The sequence below is a fragment of the Actinomyces israelii DSM 43320 genome (assembly GCF_000711965.1).
In the GTDB taxonomy this organism is placed as follows: domain Bacteria; phylum Actinomycetota; class Actinomycetes; order Actinomycetales; family Actinomycetaceae; genus Actinomyces; species Actinomyces israelii.
The window spans coordinates 72,728-95,467 of the sequence record NZ_KL544004.1; the positions used below are offsets into that span (position 1 = coordinate 72,728).

General features: G+C 72.4%; 24 protein-coding genes. 17 read left to right on the forward strand and 7 right to left on the reverse strand.

Going from position 1 to position 22,740, the window contains the following annotated elements; all coding sequences use genetic code 11:
- Nucleotides 1-16: 16 nt before the first annotated feature.
- A complete protein-coding gene (locus O145_RS16090) occupies nt 17-949 on the reverse strand; it encodes a CPBP family intramembrane glutamic endopeptidase (RefSeq protein WP_043564814.1) in 933 nt (310 codons plus the stop codon).
- A 118-nt stretch (nt 950-1,067) separates the two neighbouring features.
- Here O145_RS16090 and O145_RS16095 point away from each other — a divergent pair, with 118 nt between their 5' ends.
- The 3 genes from O145_RS16095 (at nt 1,068) to fumC (ending at nt 4,816) form a co-directional block, all read left to right on the forward strand.
- Nucleotides 1,068-2,348: a sensor histidine kinase gene (locus O145_RS16095; protein ID WP_043564816.1), complete on the forward strand. Its 1,281-nt coding sequence runs from the start codon at nt 1,068-1,070 to the stop codon at nt 2,346-2,348.
- Nucleotides 2,348-2,986 (forward strand): response regulator, encoded by a 639-nt coding sequence (locus tag O145_RS16100; protein ID WP_043564818.1) that lies wholly within the window; start codon nt 2,348-2,350, stop codon nt 2,984-2,986. Before O145_RS16095 ends, O145_RS16100 begins: the two co-directional genes overlap by 1 nt.
- A 393-nt stretch (nt 2,987-3,379) precedes the next feature.
- Nucleotides 3,380-4,816 carry a class II fumarate hydratase gene (gene fumC / locus O145_RS16105; protein WP_043564820.1) on the forward strand — a complete coding sequence of 479 codons (1,437 nt, stop codon included), beginning with the start codon at nt 3,380-3,382 and terminating at the stop codon, nt 4,814-4,816.
- 15 nt (nt 4,817-4,831) lie between these two features.
- Here the strand turns inward: fumC and O145_RS16110 are convergent, their stop codons facing one another.
- The 3 genes from O145_RS16110 to O145_RS16120 form a co-directional block, all read right to left on the reverse strand.
- Nucleotides 4,832-5,410, reverse strand: a complete 579-nt coding sequence (locus tag O145_RS16110) for a DM13 domain-containing protein (protein WP_043564821.1) — start codon at nt 5,408-5,410, stop codon at nt 4,832-4,834.
- 128 nt (nt 5,411-5,538) lie between these two features.
- A complete protein-coding gene (locus tag O145_RS16115; RefSeq protein ID WP_043564823.1) occupies nt 5,539-6,945 on the reverse strand; it encodes a family 4 glycosyl hydrolase in 1,407 nt (468 codons plus the stop codon).
- Nucleotides 6,942-7,691, reverse strand: coding sequence for a DeoR/GlpR family DNA-binding transcription regulator (locus O145_RS16120; RefSeq protein WP_043564825.1), 750 nt, complete (start codon nt 7,689-7,691; stop codon nt 6,942-6,944). Before O145_RS16120 ends, O145_RS16115 begins: the two co-directional genes overlap by 4 nt.
- A 113-nt stretch (nt 7,692-7,804) precedes the next feature.
- Between O145_RS16120 and O145_RS16125 the strand changes: the two genes are divergently transcribed.
- The 7 genes from O145_RS16125 to O145_RS16155 all read left to right on the forward strand — a co-directional run bounded on the left by O145_RS16125 (nt 7,805) and on the right by O145_RS16155 (nt 14,005).
- Nucleotides 7,805-8,836, forward strand: a complete 1,032-nt coding sequence (locus O145_RS16125) for a carbohydrate kinase family protein (protein ID WP_052375326.1) — start codon at nt 7,805-7,807, stop codon at nt 8,834-8,836.
- Nucleotides 8,833-10,227 carry an ABC transporter substrate-binding protein gene (locus O145_RS16130; protein ID WP_229118645.1) on the forward strand — a complete coding sequence of 465 codons (1,395 nt, stop codon included), beginning with the start codon at nt 8,833-8,835 and terminating at the stop codon, nt 10,225-10,227. The genes O145_RS16125 and O145_RS16130 overlap by 4 nt, the downstream gene beginning before the upstream one ends.
- 96 nt (nt 10,228-10,323) lie before the next feature.
- Nucleotides 10,324-11,250: a carbohydrate ABC transporter permease gene (locus O145_RS16135; RefSeq protein ID WP_084682693.1), complete on the forward strand. Its 927-nt coding sequence runs from the start codon at nt 10,324-10,326 to the stop codon at nt 11,248-11,250.
- Nucleotides 11,247-12,056, forward strand: coding sequence for a carbohydrate ABC transporter permease (locus tag O145_RS16140; protein ID WP_043564827.1), 810 nt, complete (start codon nt 11,247-11,249; stop codon nt 12,054-12,056). Before O145_RS16135 ends, O145_RS16140 begins: the two co-directional genes overlap by 4 nt.
- A gap of 167 nt (nt 12,057-12,223) precedes the next feature.
- Nucleotides 12,224-12,685 carry a VOC family protein gene (locus O145_RS16145; RefSeq protein ID WP_043564891.1) on the forward strand — a complete coding sequence of 154 codons (462 nt, stop codon included), beginning with the start codon at nt 12,224-12,226 and terminating at the stop codon, nt 12,683-12,685.
- A 61-nt stretch (nt 12,686-12,746) separates the two neighbouring features.
- Nucleotides 12,747-13,595 carry a GDSL-type esterase/lipase family protein gene (locus O145_RS16150; protein ID WP_084682699.1) on the forward strand — a complete coding sequence of 283 codons (849 nt, stop codon included), beginning with the start codon at nt 12,747-12,749 and terminating at the stop codon, nt 13,593-13,595.
- On the forward strand, nt 13,595-14,005 hold the full coding sequence (locus O145_RS16155; protein ID WP_043564829.1) for a DUF1304 domain-containing protein: 411 nt from the start codon (nt 13,595-13,597) through the stop codon (nt 14,003-14,005). The genes O145_RS16150 and O145_RS16155 overlap by 1 nt, the downstream gene beginning before the upstream one ends.
- 34 nt (nt 14,006-14,039) lie before the next feature.
- On the opposite strand, the gene O145_RS16160 is transcribed toward O145_RS16155, so the two are convergent.
- Both O145_RS16160 and O145_RS16165 read right to left on the reverse strand, forming a co-directional pair.
- On the reverse strand, nt 14,040-15,092 hold the full coding sequence (locus O145_RS16160) for a zinc-binding dehydrogenase (protein WP_229118646.1): 1,053 nt from the start codon (nt 15,090-15,092) through the stop codon (nt 14,040-14,042).
- A complete protein-coding gene (locus O145_RS16165; RefSeq protein WP_043564831.1) occupies nt 15,082-15,633 on the reverse strand; it encodes a PadR family transcriptional regulator in 552 nt (183 codons plus the stop codon). The genes O145_RS16160 and O145_RS16165 overlap by 11 nt, the downstream gene beginning before the upstream one ends.
- A gap of 101 nt (nt 15,634-15,734) precedes the next feature.
- On the opposite strand from O145_RS16165, the gene O145_RS16170 reads away from it, so the two are divergent.
- From O145_RS16170 to O145_RS16185, 4 genes are read left to right on the forward strand one after another with little or no spacing between them, the layout of a single operon-like run.
- Complete coding sequence (locus O145_RS16170) at nt 15,735-16,661, forward strand: ABC transporter ATP-binding protein (protein WP_229118647.1); 927 nt, start codon at nt 15,735-15,737, stop codon at nt 16,659-16,661.
- On the forward strand, nt 16,658-17,326 hold the full coding sequence (locus tag O145_RS16175) for an ABC transporter permease (RefSeq protein ID WP_043564834.1): 669 nt from the start codon (nt 16,658-16,660) through the stop codon (nt 17,324-17,326). Before O145_RS16170 ends, O145_RS16175 begins: the two co-directional genes overlap by 4 nt.
- A complete protein-coding gene (locus O145_RS16180; RefSeq protein ID WP_043564835.1) occupies nt 17,323-17,997 on the forward strand; it encodes an ABC transporter permease in 675 nt (224 codons plus the stop codon). Before O145_RS16175 ends, O145_RS16180 begins: the two co-directional genes overlap by 4 nt.
- Complete coding sequence (locus O145_RS16185) at nt 17,997-18,989, forward strand: ABC transporter substrate-binding protein (protein ID WP_043564837.1); 993 nt, start codon at nt 17,997-17,999, stop codon at nt 18,987-18,989. Before O145_RS16180 ends, O145_RS16185 begins: the two co-directional genes overlap by 1 nt.
- Here the strand turns inward: O145_RS16185 and O145_RS16190 are convergent.
- Nucleotides 18,961-20,049 (reverse strand): LacI family DNA-binding transcriptional regulator, encoded by a 1,089-nt coding sequence (locus O145_RS16190; RefSeq protein ID WP_229118648.1) that lies wholly within the window; start codon nt 20,047-20,049, stop codon nt 18,961-18,963. The two genes, O145_RS16185 and O145_RS16190, sit on opposite strands and share 29 nt — an antisense overlap.
- Nucleotides 20,050-20,412: 363 nt before the next feature.
- Between O145_RS16190 and O145_RS16195 the strand changes: the two genes are divergently transcribed.
- Genes O145_RS16195 through O145_RS16200 form a run of 3 tightly spaced genes read left to right on the forward strand, consistent with a single transcriptional unit; the run spans nt 20,413 to nt 22,693 of the window.
- Complete coding sequence (locus tag O145_RS16195) at nt 20,413-21,261, forward strand: TIM barrel protein (RefSeq protein WP_052375329.1); 849 nt, start codon at nt 20,413-20,415, stop codon at nt 21,259-21,261.
- On the forward strand, nt 21,258-21,758 hold the full coding sequence (locus tag O145_RS19705) for an MFS transporter (protein WP_267489947.1): 501 nt from the start codon (nt 21,258-21,260) through the stop codon (nt 21,756-21,758). Before O145_RS16195 ends, O145_RS19705 begins: the two co-directional genes overlap by 4 nt.
- Nucleotides 21,686-22,693, forward strand: coding sequence for an MFS transporter (locus O145_RS16200; protein ID WP_267489948.1), 1,008 nt, complete (start codon nt 21,686-21,688; stop codon nt 22,691-22,693). The genes O145_RS19705 and O145_RS16200 overlap by 73 nt, the downstream gene beginning before the upstream one ends.
- The last annotated feature ends 47 nt before the right edge of the window (nt 22,694-22,740 follow it).

Below are 22,740 nucleotides of genomic sequence, written 5' to 3' on the forward strand. Positions count from 1 at the left end.
CGGCCAGTGGCGCCGGTTACCGGCCCGCCGGCGGCGCGTAGGGCCCACTGGCGGCGATCTCCGCCCAGCGCTGCTTGCTGATGCGGGAGGCGAGGACCGCGGCGATCACGCAGAAGACCAGGCCGGTCGTGATCCACACGAGTCGGCGGCTCGGAATGCTCAGGCCCATGATCGCGACGAGCTGGTTGCCGAGGTGGTACCCGCCGTGGATGCCGATGGCGGCCCAGGTGCTGCGCATGATCAGTGCGAGGCAGGCGGCGGCCAGTGCGAATCCGAGTGGTACGGCGAGGTAGAGGACGTGGTCCAGGGCGTTCTGCTGACCGCCGTTGGAGAGCAGGTGCGGGATGGTGAAGACGATCACTGCAGTCCATACGGCGCGCCTGGGGTGGTCGGACAGGCTCTGCAGGAGGTAGCCGCGCATGAGCGCCTCCTCACCGATTCCCTGGAACACGTAGCTGAACACGATAGTGTTTGCGACCACGAGCCAGAGCGGCAGCACAGCGATCTCCTCCTTTGCCTCTGCCGGGGCCCGGGTCCCGATACCGGCAGCCAGGAGGACCGCGGCGAGGCAGCCGACGACGGCCACCGAGATTCCGGTTCCGGCCAGCGTGCCGAGCAGCGCTCGGCGGTTGAGGGTCAGGCCGGCGGCGCGCATGGGCCGATGGTCCGCGCAGCGGGTGAGCAGGACGGTGAACAGGAGGTAGAAGGGAAGGGGGATCAGCCGGATGAGGGTGGTCGCCTCCGCCCTGAGCAGGAGGTTGTTCGAGCCGTACCCGTCGCGCAGCGGGCCTATGAGGTATGCCAGCGCCGAGGAGAACGCGGCGACCTCGAAGGCGAGGAGGGCCAGGAGGGTGCGCGCCCAGCCGGGTGGGCGACGAGGAGTCTTCTGCTGCGACTCGGGCGCCTGGGGCCGGGGCTCTGGAGACTCTGCGGTGTGTGAGTGCGTCATGCCTCGACGCTATGAACCCGCCCGGAGCGGTCTCGCGTGACCGGGGGCAGGAATCCTGACGCGCACCCATGACCCCGGTCATGGGACGTCGGGGTGCGAGCCGGTCTACGGTGAGCGGATGAGCATCCAGCAGCAGCACACCGGTGGCCGGCCGGATCGATCGGGGGAGATCTTGCCGACGGGCGCCGCCCTTCTGCCCGTTCTGCAGATCCTCGCACTCGTGTGCCTGGCGATCTTCGGGCTGCGGCTTCTCGAGGCCTCGGCACTCACCGGGGTCGGCGTCGCGGTCCTGTGCTGCGTCCTTGCCGTGGTCGGTGTGGTCGGCGCCTTGTGGGTGGTACGACGGCGGCTGGGAGCCGGTCGCGGACGCGCGGCCTGCTCGGTGGTCGTGCTGCTTCTCGTAGCCGGGCCTGCGCAGCTGGGGACGATCGGCTTCTCCGTGCCGGTCCTCGTGGTGGCTGCCGCGCTGCTGGTCGTCGATATCGGTGTGCGCGCGAGCCTGGTCGGCGACGTGTTCGTGTCCGCCCTGCCGGTGCTGTCCCTGGCCCTTGGGCGATCATGGGCGCAGACCCTGTCCGACGTCCTCTCCTTCATGGCTCTCATGTCGGTCGGCACTGCTCTCGGAGTGGTCCTGTCCGGGTATGACGTCGCCCTGGCCGCCCAGCGCCGCGCGATCGCCGAGCGCGACGCGGCCCTGGAGGACACCAGGAGGAGGGTGGCGCTGGAGAAGGAGCTCATGCTGGCCCATGAGCGCGCGCGGGCCGCGCATGAGCTGCACGACGGGCTGGGGCACCGGCTGACGCAGATCGGGATGAGCCTGGAGTTCGCGGGCCGTGTGCGCGACTCGGACCCGAGCGCGGCGTGGAACGAGGTGGCGGTGGCCGAACGCACGAGCCGCGAGGCGGTGGGCGAGATGCGCACGTGGGTGCGGGCCCTGAGCCCCGTGCGCGCCGAGGGCTGTCGGGGCGTGGCGGGCCTGGAGGCCGTCGCGGCGTCGTTCCGCGGGACGGGGCTGGAGGTGCGGGTCCGCGACGAGCTCGGCCCGCACGTGCTCACCGAGGCGGCTGAGCTCCTCATGTACCGCGCCGTGCAGGAGGGGCTGACCAACGCCCTCAGGCACTCCCGGGCGCGGTCGGTGGAGATCCTGGCGGCTACAAGCGGCGACGGCCTCCTGGTCTCGGTGGCCAATGACATTCCCGCCGAGCGCCGTCAGGCGGTTCCGCAGGCGCTGGTGGGGCAGGGGGACGGTGCCGTCGCCGGGTTCGGCCTCGGCGGCCTGTCGGAGCGCGCCGCCGAGCTGGGCGGCGCGGTGACGGCGGGCAGGGTCGACGACTCCTTCCTGCTCACCCTGGTGCTCCCGCCCCGGGAGCTCGTCTCTTCGATCGATCGGAGGGCGTGATGAGTGCGCCGATCCGGATCCTGGTGGTTGACGACCAGCAGCTCCTGCGCCGGGGCCTGATCATGCTCTTCGGCACCGTCGACGACGTCGAGGTGGTGGCCCAGGCCGCCCATGGGGCCGAGGCCCTGGCGGTGCTGCGCGCCAGGGAGGTCGACGTCGTCCTGGCGGACGCGAAGATGCCGGTCATGGACGGGATCGAGCTCGTGCGGCAGTGCTCCCGGACGCACCCGGGTCTGCCGGTCCTGGTGCTGACCACCTTCGACGAGCCCGACGTCGTCCAGGGGGCGGTCGCCGCCGGGGCGGCGGGGTTCCTGCTCAAGGACACCTCGATCGAGTCCTTGGCCGAGGCCGTGCGCGCGGTGGCGGCGGGCGGGCTGGTCATCGACCCGCGCGTGGCGCGGCTCGCCCTCGCCTCCCCGAAGAACGACGAGGGCGAGCCGCCCGTGCTGGCCGTCCTCACCCCGACCGAGCGCGAGGTGGCCGCACTGGTGGCCGAGGGCCTGACGAACCAGGCGATCGCGGAGCGCATGGTGCTCGCCGAGGGCACGGTCAAGAACCACGTCTCCGCCCTGCTGCGCAAGCTGCAGGCGTCCGACCGCACCGTGCTGGCGCTGACCCTGTACAAGGCCCTCCACTGAGCCCGGCCCGCGAGAGCGGCCCCCGCACCGCTAGCTGGTGTCCCTTTTCTCGGCTTGGTTGGCAGTGATGGTTGGCAGTGCCGGCGACGACGTCGATGAGGCCGCAGGCGATCCGGCCGGCTCGCCCCGTGGATCGGAGCACATCCGCTCGCGCGGGCGGACCCGCCAGCAGGGCACGCACCGCCGTCGCCCGCGTGCTGGAGAGGCGCAGGTCTCCAGGGACGCGCGGCCGCCCACGCACGGCCTCGAGGTCATCAGGGTCATCGACTCCGATGAGCGCTTCCCGGCCCGCTCTCCGGCCCGTTCTCCTGGCCCGTCGCGATCGGCCTGAAAAGCCGCCAGATGCGCCCGTCCGCGCACCTACGCGTGCACCGAGCGCATAGCCTTGCTCCCATGACAACTGATGCAACGACGCCCGACCGGGCCGCCACGACGCGCACCGAATCCGACTCCATGGGCACCGTCGAGGTCGCCTCCGACCGCTACTGGGGCGCGCAGACGCAGCGCTCCCTGACCAACTTCAATATCGGCCGGGAGACCTTCGTCCTGACCCGCCCCCTGATCAAGGCCCTGGGCGTGCTCAAGAAGTCCGCCGCCCTGGCCAACGCCGAGCTCGGCGAGCTGCCCGAGGACATCGCCCGGTACATCGCCGCCGCTGCGGACGAGGTCATCTCCGGCGACCTGGACTCCCACTTCCCGCTGGTCGTCTTCCAGACCGGCAGCGGTACCCAGTCCAACATGAACGCCAACGAGGTCATCTCCAACCGCGCCATCGAGCTGGCCGGCGGCCAGATGGGCACCAAGACGCCGGTCCACCCCAACGACCACGTCAACCGCGGCCAGTCCTCCAACGACACCTTCCCCACGGCCATGCACATCGCCATCGTCTGCGAGCTCGCCCGTATGTACCCGCGGGTGCAGCGGCTGCGCGACACCCTGGACACCAAGGCCAGGGAGTACGACGACGTCGTCATGGTCGGCCGCACCCACCTCCAGGACGCCACCCCCATCCGGCTGGGCCAGGTCATCTCCGGCTGGGTCGCCCAGATCGACCTCGCCCTGGACGGCATCCGCTACGCCGACTCGCGCGCCCGCGAGCTCGCCATCGGCGGCACCGCCGTGGGCACGGGCCTGAACGCCCACCCGAAGTTCGGCGCGCTGGCCGCCAAGAGGATCAGCGAGGAGACCGGCATCGAGTTCACCCAGGCCGGCAACCTCTTCGCCGCCCTGGGCGCCCACGACGCCCTGGTGCTGGTCTCCGGGGCCCTGCGCGTGCTGGGCGACGCGCTGATGAAGATCGCCAACGACGTGCGCTGGTACGCCTCCGGCCCCCGCAACGGCATCGGCGAGCTCATCATCCCGGAGAACGAGCCCGGCAGCTCGATCATGCCCGGCAAGGTCAACCCCACCCAGTGCGAGGCCATGACCATGGTGGCCACCAAGGTCTTCGGCAATGACGCCACCGTCGGCTTCGCTGGCTCCCAGGGCAACTTCCAGCTCAACGTCTTCAAGCCGGTCATGGCCTGGTGCGTGCTGGAGTCCATCCAGCTGCTCGGCGACACCTGCGTGTCCTTCGACGAGCACTGCGCCTACGGCATCAAGCCCAACCGCGCCAGGATCGAGCACAACCTGGAGACCAACCTCATGCAGGTCACGGCCCTCAACCGCCGCATCGGCTACGACAAGGCCTCCAAGATCGCCAAGAACGCCCACCACAAGGGCCTGTCCCTGCGCGAGTCCGCCCTCGAGCTCGGCTTCGTCACGCCCGAGGAGTTCGACGCCTGGGTCGTGCCGGTCGACATGACCCGCCCCAGCGCCGCCGAGGACTGATCGCGAGCGGCGGCCTCACCCGGCGGGGCTGAGCGCCGCCGCTCCGAAGGACACGCTGAAGTCCTCGCACCACAGGTCGACGGAGGGCCACGCCGCCGGGTCGAAGTCCGCGGGCAGGTCGTAGACCTGGTTGCCGCGATTGCCCTTGAGGGGGGCCACCTCGAGGTGCTCGTGGTCGCCCGCGGTCGTCCACCCGGCGGCCCCCTCGACGACGGGGCCCGCGCTCAGCCACACCCGCACATCGGGGCCGTTGCTGGTCTCCAGGTTGGAGAGCACCAGCTGGTGGGAGCCGTCGGAGCCGCGCACAATGCTCGCCTCGCCGGTGGTGGTGTGCTCGTGGGAGATGAAGGTGCCGCGTGCGACCAGCTCGGGACCCTCGGCGCCGGCTGCGGGACTCCCCGTCGCGCTGCCCGCCGGCTCCCCGGTGGCGGGTGCCTGGCCGGCGGCCGCCACCTGGGGGATCTTGTCGTCGACCCTCGTGTTGACGAAAAGGAGCCACGGCTTGAAGACGGGCAGGGCGATGGCGAGCGCGATGAGGATGAGGCCGCCCAGCCCCAGGAGGAGGCGACGACGGGGGAAACGCGATCCGGCCATAAGGACAACCTTTCGAAACGGAGTTCAGAAAACAGGCATTTCTATGAATGCGTGTGGGGTGAACCCGGGGCCGCGGGGATCTATTCCCGTCGGCGGGCGGCCGGGCGCGGCAGCTGGTCCGGGGCTCCTCAGCGTTCGAAGACCCGCGCCACCTCGGGGCTGCTGCGGAGGTAGCCGTCCAGGATGCGGCGGGCCGCGCGGACGGAGTCGACCAGGGGATGGGCCGCCAGGGCCCGCCACGCCAGGGTGAGGTCCCCGCTGAGCGCGGCGTCGATCGCGAGCTCCTCGCAGCCCTTGACGGCGCTGACCAGTCCGAGCTCGGCGCCCGCCAGGCGCCCCACCCGCCGGGGGTGCACCCCGTCGGCGTCGACCACGCAGGGCACCTCCACCACCGCGTCCTCGCGCAGCTGCGGCACGAGGAGCCCGGCGCCGTCACGGCCGTGGGCCTGGGCGTTGCCGACGTCGAGGATCATCCGGGCGGGCCTCCCCGTGGACACGGCCGTCATGAGGTCGAGCGCCACCTGCTGGTAGCCGCCGCCCGCCAGGTCCTCCTCGCGCCGGTCCAGCTCGCCGGGCCGGCGCGACTCGGACATGTACGTGGCCTCCCGCTGCCGGTGGGCGCGGGTCCACAGCTCCCCGGCCCGTCCGGGCTCCCTCTCGACGGCGTCGTAGAAGGTCTCCTGCTGGCGCTCCAGGAACTGCCCGCGGGTGAGGGCCTCCCGGCGAATGCGGGCCACGGACTCGCGGTTGAGGTAGTAGTAGAAGAGGTACTCGTTGGGCAGCATGCCCAGGGCCCGCACCCAGTCGGCGCCGAGGACGCGGGCCTCCTCGATGCGTTCCAGGGCCTCGTCCGAGGCCAGCAGGTCGGGCAGGCGGTCGTGCCCGGCCGTGCTCAGCGAGCGCAGCCAGCCCAGGTGGTTCAGCCCGACGTAGTCGAAGTCGAGCTCCCCGCCATCGGCGGTGCCGACCCGCCTCTCGTCCAGCCCCAGGGCCGCCGCGACCCGGTGCACCAGGCCGATCGGGGTGTCGCAGATGCCCACGACGCGCTCGCCCAGGAGCGTGCGCATCGCCTGAGTGATCAGGCCTGCCGGGTTGGTGAAGTTGATGACCCAGGCCTCGGGCGCGAGGTCCCGTACCACGCGGGCGAGCTCCATGGCGGCGGGGACGGTGCGGAAGGCGTAGGCGTAGCCGCCGACGCCCACCGTCTCCTGGCCGAGCACGCCGTGGTCCAGGGCCACGCGCTCGTCGACGACGCGCCCGTGCGCGCCTCCCACGCGGATGGCCGAGAAGACGAAGTCCGCCCCGCGCACGGCCTCGGCTGGCTCCGTGGTGGTCACGACCGCGGGGGCGTGGGGAAGGCCGAGGTCCGCGATGACGGCGCGCATGACGTCCAGGCGGCGCCGGGAGACGTCGTAGAGGCAGACCTCGTCCACCTTAAGTCCCGGGTAGGGACCGGTTCCCGCGCGGGCGGCGGCGAGCACCTCGACCACCCGGGGGACGCGGAAGCCTCCGCCGCCTGCGATCACGAGCCTCATACGGGGATGACCTCCGTGTCGGTGCTCTCCAGGGACGGCAGCGGGTCCGTCGCCGGGGCGGCGGTGGTGACAACCGTCTGAAGGTCGGTGACCGGGCACACGGGCAGGAGCCCCGACCCCGGGAACTTGTCGGTGGTGGCCAGCAGGCAGGTGCGCTCGGCCGCCTCCCGGATGGCGTGCTTGATGGGAACCTCGGTACCTGTGGAGTCGAGCACCGTGCCGTCGGGGCGCAGCCCGGAGGCGCCCATGAAGGCCACGTCGGCGCTGAGCTGGGCCAGGGCCTGCAGGGGCAGGGCGCCCACGAGGGAGAGGTAGGAGGGGCGCAGCAGCCCCCCGAGCACAATGAGCTCGACGGCGCGATCCTCGCGCAGCTCGTCGACCACGGCCAGCGAGGCGGTCACCACGGTGATCTTCCGGCCGCGCAGGTGGCGGGCGGCCGCCGCGCAGGTGGTGCCGATGTCGATGAGCACGACGTCACGGTCTCGCACCAGGCGCGCCGCGGCGGCGCCGATGCGATCCTTCTCGGGCGCCGAGCGGACGGCCACGTGCGAGAAGGGCTGCTCGTCCGCCTCCGCGGCCCCGCCGCCGCGCACGCGCTGAAGCCTGCCCTGCCGGTCGAGGTGATTGAGGTCGCGGCGGATCGTCGACTCCGAGACCTCCAGGCGCCGGGCCAGGTCCGCGACGGTGGCCCCGCCCTGCTCGCGCACCAGGTCGAGTATCGCGGAACGGCGCTGTGGAACCAACATGCTCGAAGATTACAGCACGTGCGCGATTCTTGCTCGACTATGACTGGATTTGCTCATTATTGGCATCTGGTGGCATCATTGAGGCGGGATGCACTGCTGACAAGGAGGTCGCCGTGAGAAGCATCAGCCGTCCTGTCTGCGTTGCGGGCCCCGTCTTCCTCGACGTCGTCATGAGCGGCCTGTCCCGCGCCCCGCGCCCGGGGGAGGAGCAGTGGGTCCCGGAGTGTGCCGTCGCCCCCGGAGGCGGCGCCAACCAGGCCGTCGTGCTGGCGCGGCTCGGAGCGCCCGTGATGGTGCGCTGCGACCTGGGCGAGGACCGCGCCGGAGACCTGGTGCGCGGCGCCCTCGCCGAGGAGGGCGTTGACCTCCGCCACGCCCGCCGGGTGGAGCGCCAGCCGGTCACGGTGTCCCTGGGCCTCGACGGCGACCGGGCCATGACCAGCTGCGGGTCGGACGCCACCCCGCCGCTGGCGGGCCTCCCCGCCCCCTGCGCGCTCCTGGCCGACCTGCGCGCCCTGGCGGCGAACCGGAGGACCATCAGCTCCTGGCGCACCGGGCGGGAGCCCGCCACCGTCGTCGGCGACGTCGGCTGGGACGCCACCGGCCGATGGGACCCGGCCGACCTCGCCGCGCTCGACATCGCGGACGCCGTCACCCCCAACGACGCCGAGGCCGTGCGCTACACCCGCACCGGTTCAGCGCGCCACGCGGCCCGCGCGCTCGCCGAGCGGGTCCCGGTGGCCGTCGTCACGTGCGGGAGCCGCGGCGTCGTCGCCTGCGACGGCGAGCAGGAGATCGCCCTGCCGGCCGCCCCCGCCCGGGCGGTGGACGCCACCGGCGCCGGAGACTGCCTCACCGCCGCCCTGACCTGGGGCCTGATCCACCGCCTGCCCCTGAGGACGGCCCTCAGCCTGGCGAGCATCGCCGCCTCCCTGGCGGTCGAGCACCCGGGCGGCTCGGCCGGCGCCCCCACCCCCGCTCGGCTCGCCGCGCGCGCCCGCCGGATCAGCCCCGTCCCCGGCTACGACCTCAGCTTCCTGGACCTGCTCGACGCCATCGACGCCATCGACGCCATCGACGCCATCGACGACGTCCAGGCGATCTCCCCGACCACTCCGCAACCGCATGAAGGAGCCCTCCGATGAGCCCCACCCCTCTTGCCGCCGTTGTCGACTCGCGCCCCATGAGCCGCCGCGGCCTCCTGCTCGGCTCCGGTGCGCTCGCCGTCGCCGCCTCCCTGTCCGCCTGCGCCCCCAAGGGCGGCTCCGCCTCGGCCGGCGCCACCCCCGTGGAGGTGTCCACCGACATCGCCTCCGCGCCCGAGCAGATCCTCACGGTCTGGGACCAGGAGGTCCGCGGCAGCCAGAACGAGCAGATGCAGCGCCTCAACGACGCCTTCATGCGGGCCTGCCCGAACATCACCATCAACCGGGTCTCCCAGTCCTTCGACGACCTTCAGACCACCCTGCGCCTGGCGCTGACCGGCGAGGACGCCCCCGACGTCGTCGAGGCCAACAACAGCCGCAGCACCATGGGCCAGCTCGTCTCCGCCGGCCAGCTGCGCCCCCTGGACCCCTGGATCAGCGCCTACGGCTGGGACGCCGCCTACCCGCCCTCCATCCTGGCCTACTCCTCCTACTCCGCGGACGGAGCCACCTTCGGGGAGGGCTCCCTGTGGGGCCTGCCCCAGGTCGGCGAGGCCGTGGGCATCTACTACTCCAGGTCGCGCCTGTCCGCCCTGGGCCTGGCCGCGCCCCGGAGCTGGGAGGACTTCACCGGCCAGCTCGCCACCATCAAGGACGCCGGGCAGACCCCGCTCATGCTCGGCAATGTCGAGAAGTGGCCCGGCCTCCACGTCTTCGGCCCCGTCCAGGGCGCCCACGTGGACGCCGCGACCATCCGCGCCCTCGGCTTCGGCAGTGCCGGGGCCTCCTGGAACACCCCGGAGAACCTCGCCGCGGCCACCGAGCTCCAGGGGTGGGCCACCAGGGGCTACTTCAACGACGGCTTCAACGGCCTCGACTACGACACCGTGTGGCAGAGCTTCTCCCGGGGCGACGGCGTCTTCCTCATGGCCGGCTCCTGGCTGGCGCCCGACCTGAAGGCGGTCATGGGCTCCGACGTCGCCTTCATCCTCCCGCCCAGGGCCGCGGGGATGGACAAGGTCCGCACCACCGGCGGCACCGGCCTGCCCTTCGCGATCACCTCGGCGGCCAAGGACCCCAATGTCGCGGCGGCCTACATCAGCTTCATCACCAGCGCCGAGGCCATGCAGGTCCTGGCCGACACCGGCAACGTCCCGGTCAACGGCACCGCCGGCTTCGCCACCGCCGAGGACTCCGTGACCAACGACGTCATGCGCGCCTTCAGCGAGCTGACCACCGACGGCGAGATCCTGCCCTACCTCGACTACGCCACGCCGACCTTCGACCAGGTCCTGGGCGACGCCCTCCAGGGCCTCCTGGACGCACGGACCCGGCCCCAGGAGTTCACCGACGCCCTCCAGGCCTCCTACACCGAGTTCATCGACGGCTGACGGCCGCTGACGGCCGCTGACGGCCGCGGCCCGACCGCCACCGCAGGCCCGCAGGCCGCCACGCCCGCACAGGAGACGCAGGAGACGCAGGAGACCATGAGCGCACAGACCGACAGGCCCCGCCCGCCGGCGCCGCACCTCCCGGCCAAGCCGTCCAGGCGCAGCGGACGCAGGCTCGCCGCGCTCGGCCTCATGGCCCCGCCCCTGGCCCTCTACGGGGCGTTCATGCTCTACCCCCTGGCCCGCGTGCTCCTGCTCTCCCTCTACCGGTGGGACGGGCTGGGCACGGGGACCTGGGCGGGGGCGGACAACTACGTGCAGACCCTCTCCGACGACCGCCTCCTGGGCGCCTTCGGGCACGCCCTGGTCCTCATCGTCTTCTACGCCCTCATCCCCCTGGCCATCGGCCTGGTGCTGGCCGACCTGCTCACACGCGCCCGGCTGAAGGGCCTCGGCTTCTTCCGCACGGTGGTGTTCCTGCCCCAGGTGGTCGCCATGGTGGTGCTGGCGGTCGCCTGGCGGCGCATCTACGCCCCCGACGGCTTGCTGAACTCAGCCCTGCGCGCGCTGGGCCTGGACGCCCTGACCCGGGCCTGGCTGGGGGACTTCTCGACGGCGCTCATCGCCGTCGGCCTCATCGGCACCTGGGTGAGCACCGGGCTGGTGACGGTGCTCCTCATGTCCGGGATCGCCGCCATCCCCAGGGACTACTACGAGGCCGCCACGCTCGACGGGGCGGGCTGGTGGCGGCGCCTGTGGTACGTGACCCTCCCCGGAGTCAGGGCCGAGGTCCTCGTGTCACTCACCCTGACCATTATCGCCGCGCTCAAGACCTTCGACCTGGTCTACGTCACCACCTCGGGAGGGCCGGGCGCATCCACGACCGTGCCCTCCTACGAGGTCTACAACCAGGCTTTCCGGCTGGGCCGGGTCGGGACGGCCTCCTCCCTCGCCGTCATCCTGACCGCGGTCATCTTCGTCATCAACCTGACGATCAACCTCTTCGGGGAGCGCGGACGATGAGAGCCTCCGCCGCCGAGAAGACCGCCGGCTACGCCGTCCTGGTGCTCTTCGCGCTCCAGGCCCTGGCCCCCATCGCCTACGTCCTGCTCCTGGCGCTGAGCCCCCAGGGCGTCGGGCAGACGGGCTGGGGCCATGTCGAGAACTTCGCCGCCGCATGGGAGCAGGGACACTTCTCCCAGTACATGCGGAACTCGGCGCTCATCACCGTCCTGGTGGTCGGCGCCGCGCTGGTGCTCTCGCTCATGAGCGGATACGTCCTGGGGATCCTGCGGCCCCGGGGATCCGAGGCGCTCTTCTACGTCTTCCTGCTGGGCATCATGGTCCCCTCCGAGGCGGTCGTCCTGCCCCTGTTCTTCGACCTGCGCGGCCTGGGGCTCACCGACACCGTCTGGGCGGTGGCCCTGCCGCAGACGGCCCAGTCGCTCGCCTTCGGCACCTTCTGGATGCGGGCCTTCTTCCGGGGCGTGGACCCCGCGATCCTGGAGGCGGCGCGGATCGACGGCGCCGGCGACATCCGCATCCTGTGCTCCGTGCTCCTGCCCATCGGGCGGCCCGCCGTCGTCACCCAGATCGTCCTGACCTTCATGTGGACGTGGAACGACTTCCTCATCCCCCTGGTGATGTCGCCCTCGGGGCGGGTGCGCACCGCGCCGCTGGGGCTGGCCCTCTTCCAGGGCCAGTACACGCAGGGCTCCACCCTTCTGGCCGCCGGCGCCGTGCTCGTGGCCCTGCCCGCGGCGGTGCTCTACCTGGCTCTCCAGAGGCAGTTCATCTCCGGGATGACGGAGGGCGCCGTCAAGGGCTGAGATCCTCCCCGGGGATCTGTTCCGAGGCCGCCGGCCCGGGCCCGGGGCCGCCGAGGGCCGGGCAGAACCGGCGCCCCCGGAGTCAGTCATCTAAAATGCGCAGCACCTCCCTGCGCGAGCAGACGCCCGGGACCGAGTACCAGCACGCCGCCCGAGAGGAGGCACGCATGCCCCGCATCGACCACGCCGCCGTCTGGGTCTCCGACCTCGCCGGCGCACGCGACTTCTACGCCCGCTGGTTCGCAGGACGGTCTAACGGCGAGTACCACAATCCCAGGACCGGCCTGCGCACCTTCATCCTCACCTTCGCCCCCGACACCTCCGGCGATGCGCCCGGCAGACCCGGCGGGCGCGGTAGCCGGCTCGAGCTCATGAGCCGCCCCGACATCACCGCCCGCCCCGACGCCGAGGCCCTCGGCTGGGCCCACATCTCCTTCGCCCTGCCCGGCCGCGCCGACGTCGACGACCTGGCCGCCCGGGCGCGCGCCGCCGGGGTGCCCGTGGTCGACGGGCCCCGGCTCACCGGCGACGGCTACTACGAGGCGGTCCTGCTCGACCCCGAGGGCAACTGCGTCGAGATCGTCGCCGGCGACTACACCGACGAGGTCGCTCAGCGCCCCGGCGCATGAGCCGCCGGTGTGCCCGATCCCGCAGATCGGCGGCGGGCGCGCGGTCGTAGACTCGCGTCACGTGAGCACCTCTCCATCCGGGCCAGCACCCGGCCGCGGCATCCGTCGCGGGCTGCGCCGTTCCCTGGCCGTCGCCGAGGCGGCGCTCGCCCGCCGCACCGTGCGTCTCGCTCCGGAGCCGCCGGGGGAGCGCGAGGGCGTCGTGACGCCCGACGGGACGACGGCGCCCGCCGGCTCCGGGGCCGTCCGCGGCTCCAGCGCGCCGCTCAGGCTGGCCGCCGTCGGGGACTCCCTCGTCGCCGGCTCGGGCGTGCAGGCCCAGGACCAGGCCCTCGTGCCGCGCATCGCCCGCCTCGTCGCCGCCGGGGCCGGGCGCGACGTCGAGTGGGCCACCCACGCCAGACTGGGGGCGACCATGCGCCGCGTGCGCTACCGCTTCCTGCCCGAGGTGGACGACGCCGACGTGCTCTTCGTGTGCGCCGGCTCCAACGACCTCATGGCCCGCCGCAGCCTTCAGGAGTGGACCGATGACCTCGCGGCCGTCCTGGACGGCGCCGCGCGGCGCGGTCGGCACGTCGTGGCCTGCAGCGCCGGCCAGCTCTACCGCAGCCCCGCCCTCATGGCGACCCTGCGCTCGGTCCTGCGCGAGTGGACCGACGCCCAGACCGAGGCCTCGGCGGCCGTCTGCGCCGAGCGGGGCGTGCCCTTCGTCGATGTCGCCCACTGCGACCTCAAGGACGGCTTCTGGGCCGACGACGGCTTCCACCCCTCCGCCGCCGGCTACGAGATGGCCGCGGGCATGATCGCGCGCGTCGTGCTCGCCGGGCTCGAGGACGACGCGCCCCACGGGTCAGGCAGCGGCGCGGACGACCTCGTCTCCGCGCACCCGGCCGGGGAGCGGGCCTCGTAATGCGGGCCGTCACATCCGTCGGCCTGGCCGCCGCCGTCCTCGCCGCCGCCCTCCACGTCCTCATCTTCTGGATGGAGTCCATCGCCTGGGAGGGGCCGCTGGCCCGAAAGACCTTCGGCGGGACCCCCGCCGAGGCCCGGCCCCACGCCTTCTACGCCTACAACCAGGGCTTCTACAACCTCTTCCTCGCTCTTGAGGCCCTCCTCGGCGTCCTCCTCCGGGCCGCGGGCGGCCCGGGCCCCGCCTCGTGGGCGGGGACGGCCCTGGCGCTGTTCGGCACCGGCTCCATGCTCGCCGCCGCGCTCGTCCTGGCCCTGAAGTCGCCCGCCCACCGCGGCGCCGCCCTCAAGCAGGGATCGTTGCCCGCGATCGCCGTCGTCTGCCTGGTCCTGGGGGCCCTCCTGGGCTGAGGGCCGGGGCGGTGCCGGCGGACCTGCCGGGCCCTCAGGCCCAGGGCAGGCCCACGAGCTTGCCGGTGTGCGCGCCCGCGGCCATGTCCCGCTGCGCCGTCACGATCTCCTCCAGCGGGTAGGCGTGCACCGGCGCCAGGTCGAGCCCACCCGCCGCGACCCGGTCCAGGACCCGCTGAAGCTCGGCCGCGGGCAGGTTGTGGGCCTGGCCCGAGTAGGTGGTCAGCCTCACCCCGGTGGGGATCCAGTCCATCGGGTAGAAGTCGGGGATCGCCCAGGAGTCCGACAGCATGCCCGCGAAGCACACCGTGCCGCCCGCGGCCGTCGCCGCCAGCGAGTCGCGCAGCGCGGGGACACCCACGAGCTCCAGGACCGCGTCCACTCCCTCGGGCAGACGACGGCGGACCTGCGCCGCCACGGCGCCGTCGTCGAGCAGGGCCTCCACGCCCCGGGAGGCCAGGAGCACCCGCCCCGCCTCGCGCCGCGAGGTCGCCAGGACCCGGCAGCCCCGGTCCGCCGCGAGCGCGGCCGCCGCCAGTCCCAGGGCGGAGGTCCCGCCCCGCACGAGCAGGGACTGCCCCGGCCGCAGGTCCAGGCCGGTGGTCAGCGAGCCGTGCGCCGTCTGCAGGGTCTCGGGCACCGCGCCGATGACCTTCCACGGCAGGTCGGAGGAGAAGACGATGACCTGCTCGCGGGGCACGACGACGTACTGCGCGTAGCCGCCGTCGAAGGCCCGCCCCATACCGCCCATCATGGTGGCCGCCTGCGAGCCCGCGGCGAGCACGCCCTCGGGGTCGAGGTCGACGACGCCGGCCGCCTCGATGCCAAGGACCCGCGGGTAGGACATGCCCTCGGCCTGCCCGGTCACCGAGTGGTACTCGCTGCGGTTGAGGCCGAAGGCCATGACCCTGATCCGCACCCAGCCCGGTCGGGGCGAGGGGACGGGCAGGTCGGTGACGTGCAGGTTGTCGATGCCGGGCGCGGTCAGGACCGCAGCCCGCATGGTGGTGGGCGTCACAGGAGGCTCCTTGGTCGGCTTGTGCCCGGCGCGACCGTGCGCCGGAGGTGCGCGCGTCTCAGTGCTCATCGTGCTTATCGTGCTCATCGTGCTCATCGTCGAGCATCTCGTGCAGCCACTCGATCTCGGCGCGGCGGGCGGCGCCCGCCACGCGCGCCATGCCCCGGCGGTACGGGTCGGGCTCCCGGGCGGAGCGGCGGGGCGCGCCGTCGTCGTAGAAGAAGGCCGGCGCCGGGGCCTGGAGGATCGCCAGCCGACGGCGGAGCACCGCCTCGCGGTCGGCTGCGGCCGGCAGGCGCGACAGGAAGGCGAGCACCGTCAGGAAGCGGGGCGTGGAGGTCATCTCCGTCTCGTCGGGGTGGCGCAGCCGGGCGTGCAGGTGCTCGCGGCCCGCCGTCGTGATCTCAATGCGGCGCCGGGCGCGGCCCCGCCCCCCGGGCCTCGCGGTGCGGACCAGGTAGCCGGCTGCCTCCAGGCGGGCCAGCGCGGGGTAGAGGGCCCCGTCGGACAGGTGGCTCCCGGGGCCGCCGAGCTCGACGATGCGGCGGCGCAGCTCGTAGCCGTGCAGCGGGCCGTCGTCGAGGAACCCGAGGATCTTGAGGGCGAGCACGACACGCAGGATACATCGAATCGACGTAAGCGGGTCGGGGCTGCTACGGTGGACGCGCGTGCCGGACAGATGTGCGTGCACGCGGAAGGGAGACCCCGAGCGTGAGTTCTGCCCCCGGCGTGGCCCACACGGCCAGCACCATCGAGTTCGACGCCGTCACCAAGCGCTATCCCGCACTCGCGGGCGGGCGGAGGGACGCCCCGCCGGCCGTCGAGTCCTTCTCCGCCTGCTTGCCCGTGGGCACCATCACGGTTCTGCTCGGCTCCTCCGGCTGCGGCAAGACGACCCTGCTGCGCATGGTCAACCGCATGGTCGAGCCCACCGGCGGGCGCATTCTGCTCGACGGCCAGGACGTGCGCGAGCGCGATCCCGTCGCGCTGCGGCGCTCCATCGGCTATGTCATGCAGACCGCCGGCCTGCTCCCGCACCGCCGGGTTCTCGACAACATCATCCTCGTGCCCCGCCTGAACGGAACCGATCGCCGGGCCGCCCGCACGCGCGCCCTGGAGCTCATGGACATGCTGGACCTGGACCGCGAGCTCGCCCAGCGCTACCCCCACCAGCTCTCCGGCGGGCAGGCCCAGCGCGTCGGGGTGGCCCGGGCGCTGGCCGCCGATCCCGGCGTCCTGCTCATGGACGAGCCCTTCGGCGCCGTCGACCCGCTGGTGCGCCGCGAGCTGCAGCGCGAGCTCCTCCGCATCCAGGCGGACCTGGCCAAGACCATTGTCTTCGTCACCCACGACGTCGACGAGGCCCTGCTGCTCGGCGACGAGATCATCCTGCTGAGCGAGGGCGCCAACATCGCTCAGCGGGGCACCGGCGCCGAGCTCGTGGCCGCCCCCGCCGACGGCTTCGTCGCCCGCTTCCTCGGCCTGGACGACTCCGAGCGCGCGCTGCGCCTGCGCGAGGTCGCCGGGAAGCGGGTCGTCCAGGATGCGGCCGGGAGGACGCTGGGCGTCCTGGACGACGCCTCCGCCGCCGAGCAGGCAGCTGGGCGGGCCCGCGCTCACGAGGCGGTCGGCACGTGAGCTGGCTGCTCGCCAACATCCCGCAGGTGGAGGCCCACCTGATCGCCCACCTCCTGCAGGTGGTCCCGGCGGTCCTGGCCACGTTCGTGCTGTCCCTGCCCCTGGCGCGCCTGGCGCAGCGGGTCGCGCCCCTGCGGGCGCTCATCGTCTCCGGGGCCTCGCTGATGTACGCCGTCCCCTCCCTGGCCATGTTCGTCATCCTCCCGCTCGTGCTGGGCACGGGGATCCGCGACGTCGCCAATGTCGTGGTCGCCCTGACCCTCTACGGGCTGGCGCTGCTCGTACCGACCGCCGTCGAGGCCCTCGAGGCGGTCGACCAGCGCGTGCGCGACGCCGCCACGGCCGTGGGCATGGGGACGGTGCGCCGCTTCCTCACCGTCGAGCTGCCGCTGGCCGGCCCCGCCATCCTGGCCGGGCTGAGGGTGGTGACCGTCTCCACGGTGTCCCTGACGACGGTCGGGGCGGTGCTGGGCGTGCGCAGCCTGGGCTGGCTCTTCACCGAGGGTCTGCAGCGCGGCCTGACCGCGGAGATCCTCACCGGCCTGGTGATCACGGTGCTGCTGGCCCTCGTCCTCGACGGCCTGGTCGTCCTGGGAGGACGGGTGCTCATGCCCTGGACCCGCGGCCGGCGCGCCGGGGCGCAGGCCGACCAGGAGGACGCATGAACTACCTTGAGAGCACCCTCGACTACATCCTGGACGCCGACCACTGGACCGGTGCCATGGGCCTCGGCACTCTCATTGCCCAGCACGTGGGCTACTCCCTGCTGGGCGTGGGCGTCTCCGCGATCATCGGGGTGCCGCTGGGATGGTGGGTGGGCCACACCGGCAGGGGGCGGGGCCTGGCCGTGGCCGTCTCCGGGGCCGTGCGCGCCCTGCCGACGCTGGGCCTGATCACCCTGTTCGGCCTGGCGCTGGGCATCGGTCTGCGCGCGCCATTGCTCGCCCTGGTCATCCTGGCCCTCCCCAGTGTGCTGGCGGGCGCCTACACGGGCATCGAGGCCGCCGACCACATGGCCGTCGACGGCGCCCGCGCCAGCGGCATGAGCGAGGCCCAGGTGCTCGTCCGCGTCGAGATCCCCCTCGGAGCGCCCCAGCTCGTCGGCGGGCTGCGCTCGGCCAGCCTCCAGGTCATCGCCACCGCGACCCTGGCCGCCTACACCGGCGCGGGCGGGCTCGGCAGTCTCATGTTCCTCGGCCTCAAGACCCAGGAGTACACCATGATGCTCGTGGCCTCCCTTCTGGTCGTCGTCCTGGCACTGTTCTCCGAGGCCGTCTTCAGTACCGTTCAACGAGCCGTCGCACCGGCCGGCACGCGCCACAGGAAGGACTCCTGATGCTCTCCACCACCCGCCGCCGTCTTCTTTCCGGGACGGGCCTGGCTGCTCTGGGCGGCGCGCTCGGCGCCTGCGGTCTCGGCAAGGACCCCTTCGCCTCTGAGCGCGGCGGCAGCGGGGGGAACGGGCCCATTGTCGTGGGCAGTCAGCAGTACTTCTCCAATGAGATCATCGCCGAGCTCTACGCCCAGATCCTGGAGGAGGCCGGCTACACGGTCACGCGCACCTACCAGATCGGGCAGCGCGAGATCTACCTGCCCCAGCTCGAGTCCGGCGACATCGACGTCATCCCCGAGTACGGCGGCAACCTCCTCCAGTACTACACCAGCAAGGACCAGGCCACCACCGGGGCCTCCGCGGAGGCGCCCACCGGTACGGTCTCCGACGCCGGGACCGGGACGGCGGCCGACGCCGACTCCGTGCGCGCCGAGCTGCTCGCGGTCCTGCCCGGGGGTCTGACCATCCTGGCCTCGGCCGAGGCCACCGACCAGGACACCTACACGGTCACCCGTCAGGCCGCCGACGCCCACGGCCTGACCTCCATCGCGGACCTCGCCAAGCTCGGGCGAACCGTGATGGTCGCCGCGAACTCCGAGCTGTCCACCCGCCCCTACGGGCCGAGCGGGCTGAAGTCCGCCTACGGCGTGGACGCCAAGGTCGAGCCGGTGGAGGACACCGGGGGCCCGCTCACAGTCAAGGCGCTGACCGACGGCACCGTGGACGCGGCCAATATCCCCAGCTCCAGCCCGGCCATCGTGGACAACGGCCTCGTCGTGCTGGAGGACCCCAAGGGCCTCATCCTCCCGGAGAACGTCACCCCGCTGGTGCGCAGGACCCTCGCCGTCGGCGCCGCTCAGGCCATTGACACGGTCTCGGCGCGTCTGGGCATTGAGGAGCTGCGTGCCCTCAATGCCCGCTCCACCGAGGAGAAGGTCGGCTCGGGCGTCATCGCCTCCGACTGGCTCAAGGAGCAGGGCCTGGTCGGGGGCTGATGCCGGTCCACCGGCGATCGGCCCCGGCGGGCGGGGCCGTCGAGGCCCGCTCGATCAGGCGGGGGACCAGCACCTGCTCGGTGGGCAGATACTGGTCTGCGGCGCGCCCGATCGCCCGCTCCAGCGCGAGCCGGGCCATAAGACCCGGGTTCTGGTCGATGGTCGTCAGCGGGACGAGAGCGGCATCGGAGCGGCGGGCGTTGTCGAAGCCGATCACGCTGACCCGCCCCGGCACGTCCACGCCCGCCATGAGCAGCCCCTGGAGGAGGCCGAAGGCCGCCCGGTCGTTGAAGGCCGTGATCGCCGTCGGCAGCTCGTGGCCGGATTCTTCGAGGAGCTCGGCGGCCGCATGCGCCCCGTGCTCCTGCTCGAGTCCGCCGGGCAGGACCGAGGCCTGCGCGCTCAGGCCGTGCGCCGCCATCGCCTCCAGGTAGCCGGCCCGCCGCTCGGGGCTCGACGGCGCGGTCCCGCCGTCGACGTGCACAATGCGCCGGTGCCCGAGGCCCACGAGGTGGTCGACCGCCATGGCGATGCCGCCGCGGTCGTCGATGCGCACGACATCGACGCCGGGGCAGGACAGCGGGCGGGCGACCGCGACGACGGGGACCTCGGCGGCCAGCATGCGCAGACGGGCGGTGCCGAACGCGGGGGCGACCATGATCAGCGCCTCGCAGCGGTCGCGCAGAAGGGTCTCGGCGGCCCGCCGGTCATCGACCGGTCCGACCACGGCGGACAGCACCAGCTCGTGCCCGCTGGCCTCCGCGGCCGCGTACAGGCCGTCGATGATCTCGGCGTGAAAGGGCTGGTGCACCCCGAAGGTGACCCCGATGAGCCCCGAGCGCGCCGATCGCAGGGCGCGCGCCCGCTGGTCGGGTCGGTAGCCCAGGCGCGCGGCGACCGCCTTGACCCGGCGCCGAGTCTCCTGCGAGGCCCCGGCGGCGTCCCGCATGACGATCGAGGCCAGGGAGACCGAGCAGTCGGCCTCGCGGGCGACATCGACGAGCGTCACCTTCCGGGCGCGCCCCCGTGAGCGCCCGCCCTCTCGTGGCTTTTTCGTCACGGCTTTCCCGCCTCTCTTCGACTGCGCCGTCGCCCGGCGTTCCGCTGAGCGACGGCGGAGCATTACGGGAGCAACTGTATCAGCTAGAAATCTAGAACGTTATCGCGAGACTCGCATGTCATATATCGTTGTGATTGCTGAGAAAGATCACTATCAATTTATAGACTTGACGTCGCCTCGGTCCTATGTGTCTAGAACGTGCTAGTTTCCTTGTCACCACTGGCCGGCACCGGAGCCGTCCGGTGGAGCCTCGGACCCGCCCTCGAGGCGCGGGCTCCGCCGCACATGACGCGCACATGACGAAGGAACCACCATGTCACCCGCTCCGCCCGTCCGCATCGTCGCCACCCAGGAGGCCGCCCGATGAGCACTGTCACCGTTCCCGCCGACAACGCCTTCACCCTCGCCGCCTGCGCTGAGATGATCTTCACCGACCTGCCCTTCCTCGACCGCGCGCAGCGCATCGCCGCCCGCGGGCTGAAGGTCGAGATGTGGGACTGGTCCGCCAAGGACCTCGACGCCCTGGCCTCCGCGCGCGCCGACGGCGTCGAGGTCGTCTCCATGACCGGCTACATCGAGGGCGACCTCACCACCGACGACGGCACCGCCCGCCTGCTGGCCACCGCCGAGCAGTCCCTGGCGGCCGCCGAGAAGATCGACTGCCCGCGCCTCAACGTCCACGGCACCGGGCTGGGGGAGGGCGGCATCCCCGTCGTCGCCAACGAGCACCCCACGCCCGCGGACTGGCTGCGCGCCGCTCACACCCTGCGGCGCCTGGCCGAGCTCGGAAGGGCGGCGGGCCGCACCTTCACCCTGGAGAACCTCAACCTGCCGGTCGACCACCCCGGATGCCCCTTCGCCCTGGCCCGGGACACCCGCACCCTGGTCCGGGCCGTCGACTCCCCGCACCTGCGGATGAACCTCGACCTCTACCACGCCCAGATCGGGGAGGGGAACCTCATCGAGCTGTGCCGCGCCTGCCGGCCGTGGATCGGGGAGATCCAGGTCGCCGACGTCCCCGGGCGCGCCCAGCCCGGCACTGGCGAGATCAGCTACAGCGCCGTTGCCGCCGCACTGGGGGCCATGGGCTACCACGGCACTGTCGCCATGGAGGCCTTCGCCACCGGGAGCAGCGACGACGCCCTCGACGACTTCATCCGGACCTTCTCCCTGCCGCCTGAGTCCCTGCCGTCCGAGGGGGCGCCCGCATGAGCGCCGCGACCAACCGGCCCGCCTCCGACCGGCCCGCGCCTGACCAGCGCGGCGTCGACCGCCGTCTGCTGACCATCCGCTCCATCGCCACCCTGGGCGGCCTGCTCTTCGGCTACGACACCGGGGTCATCTCCGGGGCGCTGCCCTTCCTGAGGAACCCGGTCGCCGAGGGCGGCCTGGCGCTGACCGCCTTCGACGAGTCGATCGTCACCAGCGCCCTGACCGTGGGGGCGGCCCTGGGGGCCCTGAGCGGCGGGAGGCTGTCCGACCGCTTCGGCCGCAGGCGCAACATTATGATGGTGGCCGTCATCTTCCTCATCGGCGCGCTGGGCTGCTCGCTGGCTCCCAGCATGCCGGTGCTCACCGTCTTCCGCTTCGTCCTCGGGCTGGGCGTCGGCGGGGCGTCGGCGGGGCATCGGCAACCGTGCCGGTCTACCTCTCCGAGCTCTCACCGGTGGAGATCCGCGGCACCATGGTCTCCCGCAACGAGCTCATGATCGTCACCGGCCAGCTCCTGGCCTACACCTGCAACGCCGTCATCGCCACGGTGTGGCCGGGCGCCAACGCCTGGCGGTGGATGCTGGTCCTGGCCACCCTGCCGGCGATCGGGCTGTGGGTCGGCATCCACCTGCTGCCCGAGTCGCCCCGCTGGCTGGCCCGCAAGGGACGCCTCGAGGAGATGTGGGCCGTCCTGAACGAGGTCCGCACCCCCGACCGGGTGGAGGAGGAGGGCGAGGACATCGTGCTCCGCGTCGAGGAGGAGGCCCGCATGGGCGGCGGCTCCTGGGCCGACCTGAAGGTGCCGTGGATCCGCAGGATCACCCTCATCGGCATCGGCCTGGCCCTGCTGTCGCAGCTCACCGGGGTCAACGGGATCATGTACTACGCCCCCACCATCCTGATCTCCACGGGAATGGGGTCGCAGGCCTCGATCGTGGCGACCATCGCCAACGGGGCGGTCTCGGTGATCTCGGTGTACATCGGCATCACCTACTTCCTCAGGCGGCTGCCGCGCCGCCGCATGATCGTGACCGGGCAGATCGGCTGTGTGGCCTCGCTGATCGCCCTGGGGCTGGTCTTCCTGCTGCCCGAGTCGATGGTGCGCAGCCTCCTGGTGCTGCTGTTCATGCTCTCCTTCCTCTACTTCATGCAGTGCTTCATCGGCGTGACCTTCTGGCTCATGCTCTCCGAGATCTTCCCCATGCGCGTGCGCGGCCTGGCCAACGGCATCGCCGTGCTCTGCAACTGGGTGGGCAACGTCATCGTCACCTTCACCTTCCCGAATCTCATCGAGGCGGTCCAGGGCAATGTGTTCTTCATCTTCGCGGCCGTCAACCTGGGGACCCTGGCCTTCTACGTCAGGTTCCTGCCCGAGACCAAGGGGCACTCCCTGGAGTCCCTGGAGCGCCACTTCGAGGAGAGGTACTCCTGACCGTTCTCCTACGACGCCGGGGCCCGGAACCGCGCGAAGGCGGCGGG

What these genes read in the sequence shown, in the direction of transcription:
- O145_RS16090 (WP_043564814.1), bottom strand. Translation starts at nt 949, where the DNA reads ATGACGCACTCACACACCGCAGAGTCTCCAGAGCCCCGGCCCCAGGCG.
- O145_RS16095 (WP_043564816.1), top strand. Translation starts at nt 1,068, where the DNA reads ATGAGCATCCAGCAGCAGCACACCGGTGGCCGGCCGGATCGATCGGGG.
- O145_RS16100 (WP_043564818.1), top strand. Translation starts at nt 2,348, where the DNA reads ATGAGTGCGCCGATCCGGATCCTGGTGGTTGACGACCAGCAGCTCCTG.
- fumC (WP_043564820.1), top strand. Translation starts at nt 3,380, where the DNA reads ATGACAACTGATGCAACGACGCCCGACCGGGCCGCCACGACGCGCACC.
- O145_RS16110 (WP_043564821.1), bottom strand. Translation starts at nt 5,410, where the DNA reads ATGGCCGGATCGCGTTTCCCCCGTCGTCGCCTCCTCCTGGGGCTGGGC.
- O145_RS16115 (WP_043564823.1), bottom strand. Translation starts at nt 6,945, where the DNA reads ATGAGGCTCGTGATCGCAGGCGGCGGAGGCTTCCGCGTCCCCCGGGTG.
- O145_RS16120 (WP_043564825.1), bottom strand. Translation starts at nt 7,691, where the DNA reads ATGTTGGTTCCACAGCGCCGTTCCGCGATACTCGACCTGGTGCGCGAG.
- O145_RS16130 (WP_229118645.1), top strand. Translation starts at nt 8,833, where the DNA reads ATGAGCCCCACCCCTCTTGCCGCCGTTGTCGACTCGCGCCCCATGAGC.
- O145_RS16135 (WP_084682693.1), top strand. Translation starts at nt 10,324, where the DNA reads ATGAGCGCACAGACCGACAGGCCCCGCCCGCCGGCGCCGCACCTCCCG.
- O145_RS16140 (WP_043564827.1), top strand. Translation starts at nt 11,247, where the DNA reads ATGAGAGCCTCCGCCGCCGAGAAGACCGCCGGCTACGCCGTCCTGGTG.
- O145_RS16145 (WP_043564891.1), top strand. Translation starts at nt 12,224, where the DNA reads ATGCCCCGCATCGACCACGCCGCCGTCTGGGTCTCCGACCTCGCCGGC.
- O145_RS16155 (WP_043564829.1), top strand. Translation starts at nt 13,595, where the DNA reads ATGCGGGCCGTCACATCCGTCGGCCTGGCCGCCGCCGTCCTCGCCGCC.
- O145_RS16160 (WP_229118646.1), bottom strand. Translation starts at nt 15,092, where the DNA reads ATGAGCACTGAGACGCGCGCACCTCCGGCGCACGGTCGCGCCGGGCAC.
- O145_RS16180 (WP_043564835.1), top strand. Translation starts at nt 17,323, where the DNA reads ATGAACTACCTTGAGAGCACCCTCGACTACATCCTGGACGCCGACCAC.
- O145_RS16185 (WP_043564837.1), top strand. Translation starts at nt 17,997, where the DNA reads ATGCTCTCCACCACCCGCCGCCGTCTTCTTTCCGGGACGGGCCTGGCT.
- O145_RS16195 (WP_052375329.1), top strand. Translation starts at nt 20,413, where the DNA reads ATGAGCACTGTCACCGTTCCCGCCGACAACGCCTTCACCCTCGCCGCC.
- O145_RS19705 (WP_267489947.1), top strand. Translation starts at nt 21,258, where the DNA reads ATGAGCGCCGCGACCAACCGGCCCGCCTCCGACCGGCCCGCGCCTGAC.